Raw genomic sequence first — 16349 nt, 5'->3', positions numbered from 1 at the left:
AGACTTTCTACAGATAAATTCTCAATTGCTAATTGCTATAGTTTTTATTAGCTCTTACGAACCAAGCTAGCAGTCATATCTGCCTCACAAACAACTTGTCCTGCGACGTAAGCTGTACCGTGCATTTTGGCAATACCTCTACGAATTGGTGAAGAAAGAGTACATTTGAAAATTACCGTGTCACCAGGAGTTACATTTTTACGGAAACGACAGTTTTCGATTGCTACTAAATATGGCCAGTAATTTTCAGGGTCTGGAACTGAGCTAAGTACAAGAATACCACCTGTTTGAGCCATAGCTTCTACTTGCATTACACCTGGCATAACTGGGTTGTTAGGGAAGTGTCCCATGAAATAATTTTCATTCATGGTTACTTGCTTGATACCTACTACGCTTTCGTCATCCAAATACATGATTTTATCAACCATCTGGAATGGGTAACGATGTGGCAATAGCTGATAAATACGCTCGTGTGTAAGAATTGGTGTTTGCTTAGGGTCGTATTTCGGTACTTGATTTTTGTCAGCTTCCAACATCAATTTCTTGATTTTTTTAGCCAAAGCAACGTTTGCTGCATGACCCGGACGAGCTGCCAAAATTTGTGCCTTGATTGGACGACCTACAAGTGCCAAGTCACCAACCATATCCAATAATTTATGGCGTGCCATTTCGTTTTTGTAGTGAAGACTTACGTTGTTAAGTACACCAATTTCTTTTGAAACACTTACTTTTGGTTTACCTAAAACCATCGCTAAATGCTCTAATTCTTCCTCTGAATAATCACGGTCAGCAATGACAACAGCATTTGACAAATCACCACCTTTGATAAGACCTGCATTGTAAAGCGCTTCGAGCTCATGTACAAAACAGAAGGTACGGCATTTTGCAAAATCCTCATTGAACTGCGTAATATGCGTCAAATTCGCATGTTGGCTACTCAAAAATTTTGAGTTATAGTCAACCATTACCGTTAAGCGGTAATCGCTATGAGGTAATGCTGCTAACTCAACACCTCTTTCAAGGTCTTTATATCTAACTTCTTCCGTTAATTCAAAGAATTTACGATTTGCATCTTGTTCTTCAAGACCAGCATCGAGGATTGCTTCTACAAACTTGATAGAACTTCCGTCCATAATAGGAGGTTCTGGACCATCTAATTGAATCAACACATTGTCTACCTGACAGCCCACCATAGCAGCTAATACGTGCTCAACTGTGTTGATACGTGCGCCATTATGTTCGATAGTTGTACCTCTAGAAATATCAACAACATGGTCTACATCTGCATCTGCAATAGGTTGACCCGGTAAATCAACTCTTTGAAACTTGTAACCATGGTTTGGTGGAGCTGGTAAAAAAGTCATTGTTGACACAACGCCAGTGTGCAAACCAACGCCTGACAGCGTAACAGACTTTTTGATAGTGTGTTGTTTATTGTTCATTTCTCTATATGTGTGAGCAAAGTGCTCATTTGGGAGTTTTGGGATAAACTCTAAATTTTATTTCAATTTGTTTTCAACTTCTCTAAGACGTTGTTCGATAGCTGGCAACTTACGATACAAAACATGGGAACGGAGGTTTTCTGCATTTTCTACGGCAGGAGAGCCACTCAATACAGTTCCTTCTTTTTTGATATTTTTAGAAATACCACTTTGTGCCGTAATAATCGTGCGATTAGCAACCTGTAGGTGACCAGCTAAACCAACCTGCCCGCCAATCATACAGTTTTCGCCAACTTTACTAGAGCCAGAGATACCTGTTTGAGCTGCTATTACGGTGTTTTTACCAACTTCTACATTGTGAGCAATTTGTACCAAATTATCAATTTTAGCACCTATTCTAATCACTGTACTACCCATAGTGGCACGGTCAATACAAGTATTGGCACCGATACTTACATGGTCTTCTAAGACTACATTACCAAGTTGAGGAATTGTTTGGTAAGTCCCATCACTTTGGGGAGCAAACCCAAAGCCATCTGCACCGATTACTGCGTTGGCATGTACAGTACAGTGATTACCAATAATACAGCCTTCATAAATTTTAACTCCAGCATAAATGGTAGAGTTATCTCCAACTTTCACATTGTCACCAATATAAGCATGAGGATAAATTTTTACATTTTCACCAATCGTTACATTGTTACCGATATACGCAAAAGCACCCACATAATGATTACCTCCAAGTGTTGAACCCTCAGAGATAAAGCTTGGTTGTTCGATACCCTTTTTGCTTCCAGCTATCAGTTTTTGATACTCTTGAAGGAGTGTTGTAAACGCCGTATAAGCATTCTCTACTAGGATTAGGGTAGGGGAGTATGCTTTTTTAGGCTCAAATGATTTATCTACAATTACAGCAGAAGCCTTGGTAGTATAAAGATACTGTTCATATTTGAGGTTCGCTAGAAAAGAGATGGTTCCTTCAGTTCCTTCTTCTATTTTTGCTAATTGGCTTACTTTTAGTGACTTGTCACCTTTTACTTCGCCATTTAGCATAAAAGCAATTTGTTCAACGGTAAATTCCATGTAATCAATTATGAGTGGTAAGTCGTTTACCTATGCTTGTGGTTTTAGACAAAAATTTATGAAACCTATTTACTGCATTAATGGTTTTGGACTATTTAGTTTGCAAATATACATTCTTTGCCCAACATATATAATATTTTTTGACGATGTTGCTCAAGGCTTTGATTGTGGGTAAGTCAGAGGCTTCAGCTATATCCTTGACTTTTTTATCTTTGGTCAAAATATTAATACTTTGTTTTTCAGAAAGGTAAGCCGCATTGGTAATATGACCTTGTACCATTAGATAAGGGATGTCCTCTGGATATACATTTTCTTGACTTAATAAATCGATTTGAATTTTTTCAAGAAAAGAATCTGAAATAGGTTCATCTAGCAAAATGATTTTATAGAGTTTTCGGTCTAAAAGCATTTGGCTAATACTCGACAGGAGTTTGTCAGGATGCTTTGCCCACACTTTTATACAACCCCAAACATCAGTATCGTCCATTTCGGTAAATGCTTGAATATAGGTTGGATTAGATTTGAAATCTTCAAGTGATACTGCTTCATGTAAGAATAGCCCAAAAGATGGAGTGACAAATACATTTTCTCCTTGCTTGATCAGTTCTTTGGCTCTTTTGATAATTTGAATTAACATGGTTTCGGCACAAATGCAAGTTTTGTGTAGATACACCTGCCAGTACATTAATCGCCTTGCCGTTAGGAAATTCTCTATAGAGTAAATGCCTTTTTGTTCAACCACCAGTTCATTGTCCACAATATCTAGCATCTTCAAAATACGGTCAGCTCCAATAAAGCCCTCTCGTACCCCTGTAAAAAAACTATCACGATTGAGATAATCCATACGGTCGACATCTAGCTGACTCGAAATTAGTTGATGAAAAAACCTACGAGAATAGGTGTCATTAAACATTTGAATAGCCATGTCGAGTGCACCTCCGAATTGTCTGTTGAGCTCATGCATCAGTAAGAGCGAAATCTCTTCGTGCGGGACATGATTTAATATTGTATGTTCCAAAACATGAGAAAAAGGTCCATGTCCAATATCATGTAATAAAATTGCCATTTGAGCGGATTCAAACTCTTCCTCAGAAATATCATGTCCTTTGTATTTGAGAGCATTGAGCGCTTCTTGCATAAGGTGCATTGCGCCAAGTGCATGATGAAATCGCGTGTGTAAAGCACCAGGGTACACATAATCGGCAGTACCAAGTTGCTTTATACGTCGTAGGCGTTGATAATAAGGATGTTCGATGAGATCGAAAATAAGTGGAGAGGTAATATTGATAAAACCATAAACGGGGTCATTTACAATTTTGCGTTTGTTCATAATATTGTGAAGCTTATTGAGGATTAAAATCGAAAAATATTCTTAAGTTCTTACTCGCTGAGTATGAATTTATTATCAATTATTGAATACAAAAGTAGGAGATAATTTGCTGAATTCTTCTTGCTACCACTTGCAATATTATGAGTATTTCATTAATTTTGCAGTATTACAAAAGAGCAGTAACATGCGTATTTGTAGGGACTTGTAGCTCAGCTGGTTAGAGCACCTGACTCATAATCAGGGGGTCCATGGTTCGAGCCCATGCTGGTCCACATTGATTGTCAAGCACTTATAAGAAATTATAAGTGCTTTTTTATTTTATGGCAAGAAAATAAAAAAACCTGTCTTTCACGAAAAAGACAGGTTTTTTTATTGGAATATAATCTTCTAAATGAACTGAATGAGCTCGTTAATATTTTTTTTATAGGAAAAACCTATGGGAAGTACTACATCATTTATAAAGATACTTTTATGATCATAGCCAGTTACTTTGCTCACATTTACGATGTAAGATTTATGTATTCTTCTGAAAATTTTACTCGGTAGCACTTCCTCTAAAGTTGCAATAGATTCATTGACAACCGTTGATTTATTTTCAGTGTAAATTTTTGAATAGATTCCGAAAGCGTTAATGAAGTCAATATCTTCAAAGTCAAATTTCATGGCTTGTCTACCAATTTTTATAAAAGCATAATTTTTTTCTATCATGCTATTCGATGTTTGGTGCCTATTTAGGGCTTTATCGATAGATTTTATTAATCTTTCTTCATTTACTGGCTTTTTTATGAAATCCACAATTGAATTTATTTCGTAAGTATCGATAGCGAACTCCACGTTGGAACTTGTAACAATAATTGGTGGTAGTTTTGGAAACTCATTTACTAAATCTAAACCTGAATTATCATGTAGTTTTATATCTAAAAAGATGAGATCATACTTATCATTACTTAAAAAAGAGCGTGCTTGATTGTAGTTTCGTGCTACGCTAATATCAAATATAGAAAGCTTCTCCAATTGCATATTTAAATTCACAATGGCGATTTCTGAGTCTTCAATAATTAAACATTTTTTCTTGAACATAGCTTGAGTTGTGATTTGTGTAGTGACTGCGGTTATTGGAAAAAGTCACCAATTTAGTATTAGGATTAGAATGTTCTACAATTTTGTTTCCTGAAGAGATACGAGTCATTACTGGGTAGTCATATTTTCGAAAATCATGCTATAGCAATAGAAAGTTTAAAGAATAATAATCTACGGTAGCTTTATTTTATTGAGAGTTTAGATACAAATTAAAAGTTATATCTTTTCGATATTAAAATATTGGCGAATGTAAATTCTGTATTACTTCATATTATATGTAATGAAATTAAAATCAAGGCTTTTAAATATAGGTCATTAATAAGAAAGCCACAAGATTCATACCTAAATTATAATCACTTCCGATTTCCTTTCCACTGCTTAATCAATATTTATTTTTAAGTAATTCTTTATTTTTTTTCTAAGGGGTTTATCAATTATACATTTTTGGTATCTTTTTTGCTAATGTTTAAGCATTTACTTAGCCAAAGTATATGAAATATACCACTATATATTAACAAGTATTTTCGCCATAGTGTTACGTCTAGGTTTTTGTTTAGCCATAAGTAGTCTTCTATAATTAATTATGATTCTTCTGGCTAGTACAGCAACCTTTTAATTGTGATTACTCAAATTTTCTCTAAGCTTTATCATATATAATAATTGTCCTTACATACTTATGTAGTGACTTTTATATGTTTCTGGCGTTTTGAGTATGCCAGTTAAAATTATGATATAGTTTATCCGTCCTAATAGTTGAATTTTTAATTTATCCGCCATGATAAAAACACTACTTCTGCCATTTATGCACTTTTTCAAGAATACGTATTTCTTGACGCTATATACATTTTGCTGCGCAATTCAATTCCATCTTCTTCTCAAAGATTGAGTTCTCGAATTATTTTCTGATTGACAGCACCTCCTACGGGGAGGTATAAGATATTGTTTTCTTTCGCCAAGAAAGCAATTGCATTGAACCCTTTTATTCAATTTAACCCCTAAGTAATTAGATGAATTCAACAATTACATTTTCCCACGCCATGCGGAAATTGTTTGGAGCATCGAATGTATTCTCTGAATACCTTAGCTATTTGGGAAGCATCCTTATTAATAGGATAGCAGCTCTAGTAGGTTTTCAGTTTGCATTGGTATTCCTTGTTTCGCCTGTTCTAGGACAAAACTGTACAGATTTGTTCCTACTCAACAGCTACGACGGAAAGGTTTATTCTATTTCAGCTCTTGATGGGTCTAAGACGCTAGTCACGACCATGACAGCAGGAAAGAGTAACTTGGCCGTTGGTCCTGATGCTTCGAGCCTTAGTTCTACAGTATTTGTTTCTTCTGAAACAGCGGCTAGTTCTACGGTCTACAAAAACAACACCAGCACAAGTATAACGCTTCCACTTGCTTTGGGGGGCTTAACTACCAATCCTCTTACTACAGGAGCAAATGCTGGATATGTTTATGGAATGACTTCTGATAGACATTTGGTAAAAGTGTATCCTTCGCCATCATCGGATTTGGGCACAGTTACAGGTGATGCTACTTGGACTGGAGGTACCATTTCAAATGATGCGTTTTTTGATAATGTGGGTAAAATGTATGTACCCGTTAAAAATGGTAGTGCAAGTTATTTGTATTCAGTAAACTTGTCTACCAAAGTAGCTTCTCAGGTAATTCAGTTGAGCGGTAGTATTCCTGCAAACTTTCAGGGTATTGCCTTCTACAACGGGATGATTTATGCTACAGAAATTGTAACAAGTGCTGTTTTATTGACAACTTATGTTAATGCTAGAATCTACGAGATTAATCCTAATACAGGTCAAGGTACAGTAAAGACCAATGTTCAGCTTGCTTCGTTTTTGGGGTCTGCTCCAAATATTAATCTAGATTTAGCGTCTTGTCAATCTTATACTCCTATTACGGCTCCAAGCTGTAATGAACTTTTTGGAGTTGTTGCAGGTACTCATTCAATTTACCGTATAGATTTAACTACCTTGGCAACGACTCTTGTTGCAGTAGGAAATCAGAATAACCAAGGTAATATGGCTTTTGGTCCTATTCCAGGTAATTTAAATCAAAACCGTTTTGTAACATCTGTTAACAACGCTAGTGGTACTATTTATACTGCACCTGCCCAATCGACAACGGCAACGTTAACCTCTACAGGTAACACAATTGCTTCTCCAATTGGTTTGGGTACAGATCCATCCTCAGGTGTAGTTTATGGTATTGCTTTAAAGGAATTAACTAAATGGACTGGTTCTGGTAATGGTGTTGATGTTGGTCCAATTAGTGGCGATGCAACATGGACTAGTGGTACTACGCTCAATGATATTGCAGTGGATGCCAGTGGGAACCTCTATTGTATTTTGATGGAAACCAATGCTTCTCACCTGTACCGTATTAATCCAACAGCTTTGACTGCTACCAAAGTAGTTACAGCAACAGGTGCGTTTCCAACTATGGGTAATGGTGCTGTAGGTAATGGCTTGGCGTACCTTGGAGATTCCTTTTATTATTCTCGTATCAATGGTAGTAATACTGATTTGTGGAAAATAAATGCCTCAACTGGTGTATCCACTTATGTTGGTTCGGTTACTGGTGTAACCTTAGGTGACTTAGGTTCTTGTGCTACTGTAACTAACGTACCAGCAACATTCTCATTTAACTGTTCTTCTCCGTCGGCAGGATTGGTAGGAACTCCTCTATATGCCAATGGAACAACAGGACAAACTTCCACTTTACGTGTTCCTATTAGTAGTGCTGTAAATGGACAGGCTGCCTTTACCGTGACTATTTCTGGAGCAGGTATTGTTTCAACTCCTTCTCCTTTTACTACTTCTATTGCACAGGGGGCAACTTTTGTTGATATTCCTATTACTTACGACGGTAGTGGTACGGCTGGTACAAGAACCTTGACAATCACATCTCCTAATGCAACAGGGACTTGTTCTATTGCTATTGCAGTGTCGTCTGATGATGCTGATGGTGATGGCGTAACAGATGGTCAAGAGGGTATTGATGGGACAGATCCACTTGATGCTTGTTCATTTGTGCTTGCTAGCCAAACAAGAACCCCTTCTTCAAGTTGGAATACTTCTGACTGTGATGGTGATGGTATTAGTAACTCGACTGAAAAAACAAATGGAACTAATCCTTTAGATCCATGTGATCCTGCTTTGGCAGTTCCAGTACTAAGCTCTACAAGCTTATTAAATGCTTGTCCAGCAACAACGGTGAATTTGAATAGTGCTGTAACAAGTACTGCTCCGTCAGGAACTACTTTGGTATGGTTTACAAACAATGCACATACTGGTACGGCTTACGCAACGCCTACGGCAGCTACCAATGGTACTTACTATGCATTCTATTATAATGCAACTACAGGTTGTTATAGTGTTGCATCCAATTCAGTAGATGTATTTATTTCATCTTGTTCTGGAACAGGTGCTACTGGGGGGCCTTGTAATACAAAATCTCCTTGGACCAACTCGCTTTATACAAACTTATCAGCGACTAGATCTACTGGAGGTATTTGTTTGCCATTAATTTCAGGCAATAACTCCAACTTAGTAGATGCTGACTTGACAAACAATGTGAGCTTTAGCTTAACTGGTTTGGGATGTAATATTACTATTGCTGTAAAAGATAATGATGTAGCTGATACGTATCCAGCAGGATATTATGCAGGTTTCAAAATTGGATCAGCTAACTTGATTAGTGGTAGTATAGCATCAGGTGTAAGAATCGAAACCTATAATAATGGCGCTTTTGTAGAAGGCAAAGATGTTGTAACTAGTTTGATTGGTATCGAATCTAGTTTGCTAGACGGTTCAGGATTAGCAACAGTAGGTTTTGTAACAACAGCTGCATTTGATGAGGTTCGTATTAAATATACAACATTGGTTGGTGCTCTATTCTCAGGACAGGTTTATTACCCAGTAATTGAGAAATTCTGTGCTCCAACAGCTTTGACTTGTAACACTCAGACAATCCTTTCTAACACAACTTATCCTGTTGTGATTAATGATGCCAATACAGGTATCTCTGGAGTTGCCTGTGTAGGTTGTTCGATTAACAATTCTGAAAACTTAATTACTTCAAGCACTTCAGACTTTGCTACTATTACAATGGCAGCAGCACTTGGCAGTACTTCTTCTATTTCTGTAAAAGATGTATTGACTACTTATACTGCGGGTTCATTTGCAGGTTTTAATATCGCAAATACAAGTTTGATTAATGCCAACTTGCTTTCGGGTATTACGATTAAAACGTATAAAGCAGGTGTTTTGCAAGAAACATCAACAACAGGGACTTTACTTTCTGTAAATTCTTCATTGTTGACAGGTTCAGGCAATCAACTAGTAGGTTTTGTAACGACCAAAGACTTTGACGAAGTACAATTCCAGATGACCAACTTGTTGGGTATCATTAGTACTACGAATGTATATAACCTTGTTGTACAAAAATTGTGTGCTGGTCCTACATTGACTTGTGGCGATACTTACATTGTATCTCCTACTTATCCAGCAGTATTGAATGGAAGCTTGACAGGTATCAGTGGTGCAGCATGTGTGGCTTGTGCTGTTAATAATACAGCAAATGTGTTGGATGCAAGTACTTCAAATTACGCTGATATTATTTTGACAGCTGGTGTACTCAGTAGTGGGTCTATTTCAGTAAAAGATGCAGTTTCAACTTATCCTGCTGGAACTTTTGCAGGTTACGATGTTGAAAACAGTACTTTATTAGGAGCTAGCTTATTTAATAATGCTTCTATTACAACCTATTTGAATGGGGTTGCTCAAGAAAGTAATGCTGGAGGTTTGATTTCACTTACGTTGTTGAGTTCTACTCGTCAGGTAATAGGATTCAAAACAACCAAACCATTTAATGAGGTTCGTATTTCAATCTCTAATCTAGTAGGTGTAAATGTAGGTACTACTCGTGTTTATGGTGTCGTATTACGTACTGCAACAACAGCAGGCTTTACAGCTCCAACTTTATCAGGAGGAGGCTCTACAGCAGCAATTTCTAATATTTGTCCAGCTACAACAGCCAACCTAAATAGTGCTATCACAAGTACCACTCCAGTAGGTGCTACTTTGGTTTGGTTTACTAACAACGCTCATACAGGCTCAGCTTTGAGTACTCCTGGAGCTGCAGGAGCAGGTACTTACTATGCTTTCTACTATGATGCAACTGCTACTTGTTACAGCCCTGCCTCTGGAGTAGTTACTGTAACAATCAACGTTTGTGATAGTGATGGCGACGGTGACCTTGACAGTACTGACCCTGCACCAAATGACCCGTGTGTATGGAGCGTAAATCAAGTGTTGGCTAATACTACTACAGCTTGGCGTAATGCAGACTGTGATGGTGATGGTGTGAAAAACTATGATGAAGCAACTGGCTCGGATGGAAACCCTGCAACTACTGCTGATAATACCGATCCTAAGAGTGCTTGTAGTTTGAATTTGAGTCAAGTAACTCTAGTGGCAACCAGTACAGGAGATTGCGATGGTGATGGTGTAACAAACAAAGATGAAATCAATGGTTTGGATAGAAACCCAGCTACTACAGCAGATAATACAAATCCGTTAGATCCATGTAGTTATAATGTTGCAGATCAAGTATTTGCTAATACCTCAACTACTTGGAAGAGCGCAGACTGCGATAAAGATGGTAACCCTAATGGTACTGACCCTAATCCAAAAGTTGCAACTGCAAATGCTGACATGTTAACCGCTCCGTTTGGTGTATCAAGTATTGTTAATGTATTGACAAACGACGATTTCTTACCTGGTTTAACTACTTCAATTACTAAAACAGGAGGGGCCGCTATAGGTACTTATACTTTCAATAATGTTACAGGAGTATTGGCTTACAGCCCAGCACCAACAGAGCCTGGGACGAATGTTACTATCATCTATCAAGTATGTAATACCGCAGTAACGCCAAATGTATGTGCTTCGGCAACGGTAACTATTAGTGTACCTGCAGCAGGAGACTTAGATGGTGATGGTGATCCTGACAACACAGACCCAGCACCAACAGATGGTTGTGTATGGGGACCGAATCAAGTATTGGCTAATACTACAACTGCTTGGAGAAATGGTGATTGTGATGGTGATGGTGTAACCAACTATAAAGAAGTTGCTGGCACAGATAATAACCCAGCTACGACGGCAGATAATACTAATCCATTAGATGGCTGTAGCTACAATGCAGTAGATCAGGTGTTGAGTAGTACAAGTGCAGCTTGGAAATTATTGGATTGTGATAAAGATGGTAATCCAAATGGTACCGATCCAAATCCTAAAACTCCTACAGCAGTAGCAGATGCGTTTACCGCTAAATATGGTAGTGCCACAGGATTTAACATCTTAGCCAATGATGACTTCTTGCCAAGTTTGACAACATCACTTTCTAAAACTGGTGGGACTGCAAATGGAACAGTAAGTTTTAACCCATTGACTGGTATGCTTACTTACACACCATTGATTACAGAACGTGGTACAACTGTTACTGTAATTTATCAAGTGTGTAATACTTCAGTTACGCCAAATGTATGTGCCACTGCTACTGTAACAATCACAGTTCCTGTAGATACCGATGCAGATGGTGTCCCAGATGTCGATGATTTGGATGATGACAACGATGGTATTTTAGACACAGTTGAAGATGCTCAACTAAGTGCAGATGTCGACGGTGATGGTATTCCAAACCGCCTAGACTTAGATAGCGACAACGATGGTATTAACGACGTAGATGAGGCCAATGGTATAGATATAGATGGCGATGGTATGGCAGATGGACTAGTTTCTCCAACAGGAATTCCATCTACTGCAGGCTTAGGTCTAACTCCACCAGATACAGACAATGACTTAAAACCAAATCCTTATGATTTAGATAGTAATAATGATGGTATTACAGACTTAGAGGATGGCGGTTTGAATCCTAATTTGGATGCTAATGGTGATGGTATAGTAGATTGCACAACGAACTGCGATCCAGATGGTGATGGTATCTTGACACCAGTAGATGGTTTACCAAATGTGTGGAAAGATGCTTTATTACCAGACTTAACACCAACTACGGAGATTAACAGTTTGGAATTCTTAACAGCAGGTACTCCTAGAGATTTTGTGGTAAATGTGTTTGAAATCAATAATGTACCAAATGTAAGTGGTAGTACGATTGGTTTTAGAGTTGCCAAAATATCAGGCTTTACGATTACGTATTCAAATACTTCAGGTACATCAAATGTATTTGGCGGTACAACAAATAGTAATAGTGATTGGACTTTTACAGAGAATGCCAACTTTATTACGGTGACAGCTAAGCCGGGTGTCGTGATTCCACAAAATGGGAAGAAGGTCATAGGCTTTACAGTAGCACGTAAGTCAGGTGTACCAAGCAATACAAGTCAAAATATTACAGTGACTGTCATTTACGGTTCAGCTGGTGAAGAAAAAGTAGACAACAACACTGTTGAAACTAAAATCACTGCTAACTAACACTAACTAAACTTGAAATCATGAGACGTATTAAACAACTAATGCTCGTTACAGCTCTCATTAGTGGAGGGCTATGTGAAGTGGAAGCGCAGGATGTTAGTATCAACATTCTAAACCAGCCTGCCGCTGTTTCGCAGGGTTCGACGTTGGGACGTGTTACTGTAGATATCTGTAATAATGATGGGGGTAGCCGTAATGCGGCTATCGGAAAATTACAGCCAGTAATTAGTTTTCCAAATTTACTTACTGGAACTTCTGTAGTTCCAGTAACAGTAACAGGATGGACAGTTATTTCTAACGATGGTCAAACTATTCGTTTGCAAAATACGACAGCTATCGCACCAGGTGAATGTAGCCAAATTGTATTAGGATATACAGGCGTTTCTGTGGGTGGACCACTTCCTGTAGTAGGTACTTTACAATTTAATGGATTACCAACCTTTGGTAACTTGCCAGGAAACGACCTTAGTACAACCTCTATCACCGTATTCTTAGATACAGATGGAGATACTATTGCCGATACCATTGACCTAGATGACGATAACGATGGTATTCTAGATACTGTTGAGGATCTTCAATTCTCTGCCGATTTAGATGGAGATGGTGTTCCTAACAGTTTAGATTTAGATAGTGATAACGATGGTATCAATGATGTAATTGAAGCAGGCGGAGTAGATGCTAATAATGATGGTATCGCTGATGGTACTTCAGGACTAACAGGTATCCCAGCAAGTGCTAATCAGTTGACTGGAACAATTCCTCCAGATTCAGATTTAGATACTCGTGCCAATCCTTATGATTTGGATAGCGACAATGATGGTATTAATGATATTATCGAAAGCGGTAATCCTGCCTTAATCGATGCCAATGGTGATGGTATTGTAGATGGCACAGACCCTGATGGAGATGGTATTGTCGGTGTTGCCGATGGTAGTAGCTCTAGAGGAGATAGTAGTGACCCTACGCCAATCAATACAGATAGCAATGGTCTTCCTGATTATTTAGATATCGATAGTGATGATGACGGATTGAGTGATTTATTAGAAAGTGGTATTGCCAGTGCGGCAACACTTGATGTGAATAAAGATGGAAGAGTTGATGTAATCACAGATTTAGATGGAGATGGTATCGTAACACTTGTTGATGGAAGCGCAACTTACGGGGATGCCAATAATCCAGCTTTACCAGATAGTAATACTAATGGAATTCCTGATTATCGTGAAGCTAATCCAGATATTGATGGCGATGGCGTTACTAATGCTCAAGAGATTACCGATGGTACTGACTATTCAAATGGCTGTAGCTATAATCCTTCAAACCAAGTATTAGCTAACACTAGTACAACTTGGCGCAACTCAGATTGCGACGGTGACGGTGTTACTAACTATAAAGAAGCTACTGGTACGGATAATAACGCAGCTACTACTGCAGATAATACGAATCCGTTAGATGGTTGTAGTTACAATGCTGTTGATCAGGTTCTTTCTAATACAAGTCCATCATGGAAAGTACAAGACTGTGATAAAGATGGAAATCCAAATGGAACAGATCCTCATCCTCAAGTACCTACAGCGGTAGATGATGCACTAGTAGCAAGATATGGCTCTTTGAGTACTGTTAATGTATTACTAAATGATGACTTCTTGTTAGGTCTGACTACTACTATAACCCAAACAGGAGGTACTGCAGCAGGAACCGTTTTAATTGTTCCAACTACAGGTATCTTGAGTTATACTCCTACGCTTGCTGAAAGAGGTACAACCGTTACAGTAACTTATCAAGTATGTAACACTTCAGTTATACCAAGTGTATGTGCTAATGCAACTGTAAATATTACAGTCCCAGCCGATACTGATGCAGATGGCGTACCAGATGTAGACGATTTGGATGATGACAATGATGGTATTTTGGATACAGTTGAAAATGCTCAACTGAGTGCAGATACTGATGGTGATGGTATTCCAAACCGCTTAGACTTAGATAGTGATAACGATGGTATCAACGATGTAGATGAGGCCAGTGGAATTGATCTAGACGGGGATGGTATGGCAGATGGTGTAATCTCTTTATTGGGTATTCCAGCTACAGCAGGATCAGGTTTAATATTAACAGCATTAGATACAGATGGAGATAATAAACCAAATCCTTATGACTTAGATAGCGATAATGATGGATTCTATGACTTAATCGAAGGTGGTTTGAATCCAAGCTTAGATGCAGATAATAATGGTATAGTAGATTGTTCTACGAATTGTGATCCAGATGGCGACGGTATTTTGACACCGGTAGATGGTTTACCAAATGTTTGGAAAGATGCTTTATTGCCAGACTTAACACCAACGACTGAGATAAACAGCTTGGAGTTCTTGACAGCAGGCGCTTCTAGAGACTTTGTGGTAAATGTATTTGAAATTAATAATAAGCCAAACGTGAGTGGTAGCACAATTGTATTCAGAGTTGCTAAAATCTCAGGCTTTACAATTACTTATCCATCGACCTCAGGTACTTCAGATGTCTTTGTTGGCGGAACAGCAAATAGTAATAGTGATTGGACATTTACAGAGAATGCCAACTTTATTACAGTAACAGCTAAAGCAGGAGTAGTAATACCACCGAATGGAAAGAAAACGGTTGGTTTTACTGCCACACGTAAGACTGATGTACCAAGCAACACAAGTCAAAATATTACAGTCACTATTATTTACGGTTCAGCTGGTGAAGAAAAAGTAAGTAACAACACCGTTGAGACTAAAATCACAGCTAACTAATAAAAGCAAGCATTATGAACATTTTGCGAAAAATAGTAATTCTTCTGGTCTGCTTAGCACTAGTTAGTGTAAAGGTTCAGGCCCAAGATGTAAGTATCAATATTATCAATCAACCATCCACCGTGACTCAAGGTTCAACCTTGGGTCGGGTGACGGTAGATATTTGTAATAATGATGGCGGTAGCCGTAGTGCTGCGGCGAATAGATTGCGTCCCTTGATTACTTTGCCAAGTAACTTAATAGGGAGTACCCTAGTTCCTATTACGACGACCGGTTGGACTGTGTTAACAAACGATGGCCAAACGATTCGATTAGAAAATACGAGTCCTATACTTCCAGGAGAATGTAGCCAAATCGTATTAGGTTATACAGGGGTAACAATTGGAGGTCCTTCAACTGTGACAGGTACTTTAGGTTTTAATGGCCCTCAAACAATAGGTAACCTTACCGGAAATGATAACAGTACGACGTCTATTACGGTCATAACTGGCGATACGGACGGCGATGGTGATCCAGATGTAACAGATCCTCAACCAACGAATCCATGTTCATGGGGCACTGGTCAAGTATTGGCAAATACCAGTACAGCTTGGCGTGATGCAGACTGTGATGGCGATGGGGTAACGAACTATAAGGAAGCAACAGGAACTGATAATGATCCATTGACAACAGCAGACAATACAGATCCAAACGATGCATGTAGTTACAACAAGGTAGACCAAGTACTTGCGAATGTGGATCCATCTTGGTTGACCAAGGACTGTGATAAGGATGGTAATCCAAATGGAACAGATCCAAATCCACAGACTGCTACAGCAGCTAATGATGCTTTAACAGCACCATTTGGTACAATCAGTACAGTAAATGTGTTATCGAATGATGACTTCTTACCAGTAGCAAGCAATGTGATTACTAGAACAGGTGGTACAGCAAGTGGTACAGTCGTGTTTGCACCAACAACAGGTATCATGAGTTACACTCCATCAGCGACGGAGCCGGGTGGTGCAAATGTAACAGTGATTTACCAAGTGTGTAATACATTGGTGACTCCACAAGTATGTGCTAGTGCGACAGTAACGATAAGTGTACCATTAGCAGGTGACCAAGATGGTGATGGTGATCCAGA

At 38.5% G+C, this 16349-nt stretch carries 6 protein-coding genes, 1 tRNA gene and 1 pseudogene; 4 read left to right on the top strand and 4 right to left on the bottom strand.

Going from position 1 to position 16349, the window contains the following annotated elements; all coding sequences use genetic code 11:
* Nucleotides 1–47 precede the first annotated feature (47 nt).
* The 3 genes from GVN22_RS16595 to GVN22_RS16585 all read right to left on the bottom strand — a co-directional run bounded on the left by GVN22_RS16595 (nt 48) and on the right by GVN22_RS16585 (nt 3855).
* Nucleotides 48–1442: a bifunctional UDP-3-O-[3-hydroxymyristoyl] N-acetylglucosamine deacetylase/3-hydroxyacyl-ACP dehydratase gene (locus GVN22_RS16595; RefSeq protein ID WP_166552136.1), complete on the bottom strand. Its 1395-nt coding sequence runs from the start codon at nt 1440–1442 to the stop codon at nt 48–50.
* Nucleotides 1443–1499: 57 nt separating this feature from the next.
* A complete protein-coding gene (gene lpxD / locus GVN22_RS16590; protein ID WP_166552135.1) occupies nt 1500–2525 on the bottom strand; it encodes a UDP-3-O-(3-hydroxymyristoyl)glucosamine N-acyltransferase in 1026 nt (341 codons plus the stop codon).
* A gap of 91 nt (nt 2526–2616) precedes the next feature.
* Entirely contained in the window at nt 2617–3855 is a 1239-nt protein-coding gene (locus GVN22_RS16585) for an HD domain-containing protein (protein ID WP_166552134.1), read from the bottom strand.
* A gap of 198 nt (nt 3856–4053) precedes the next feature.
* On the opposite strand from GVN22_RS16585, the gene GVN22_RS16580 reads away from it, so the two are divergent.
* Nucleotides 4054–4127, top strand: a tRNA-Ile gene (locus GVN22_RS16580).
* 115 nt (nt 4128–4242) lie between these two features.
* Here the strand turns inward: GVN22_RS16580 and GVN22_RS16575 are convergent.
* A complete protein-coding gene (locus tag GVN22_RS16575; RefSeq protein ID WP_166552133.1) occupies nt 4243–4935 on the bottom strand; it encodes a LytTR family DNA-binding domain-containing protein in 693 nt (230 codons plus the stop codon).
* Between the two features lie 1007 nt (nt 4936–5942).
* Here GVN22_RS16575 and GVN22_RS16570 point away from each other — a divergent pair.
* From GVN22_RS16570 to GVN22_RS16560, 3 genes and pseudogenes are all read left to right on the top strand, one after another.
* Nucleotides 5943–12455: a thrombospondin type 3 repeat-containing protein gene (locus GVN22_RS16570; protein ID WP_166552132.1), complete on the top strand. Its 6513-nt coding sequence runs from the start codon at nt 5943–5945 to the stop codon at nt 12453–12455.
* Between the two features lie 20 nt (nt 12456–12475).
* On the top strand, nt 12476–15223 hold the full coding sequence (locus tag GVN22_RS16565; RefSeq protein WP_166552131.1) for a hypothetical protein: 2748 nt from the start codon (nt 12476–12478) through the stop codon (nt 15221–15223).
* Nucleotides 15224–15237: 14 nt separating this feature from the next.
* A pseudogene (locus GVN22_RS16560) lies at nt 15238–16349 on the top strand (hypothetical protein); the annotation flags it as partial.

The sequence above is a fragment of the Cellulophaga sp. BC115SP genome (assembly GCF_009905545.1).
Classification (GTDB): Bacteria; Bacteroidota; Bacteroidia; order Cytophagales; family Spirosomataceae; genus Flectobacillus; species Flectobacillus rivi.
Note: the sequence above shows the minus strand (reverse complement) of the source record. Positions and strands in the feature narration are given on the sequence as shown.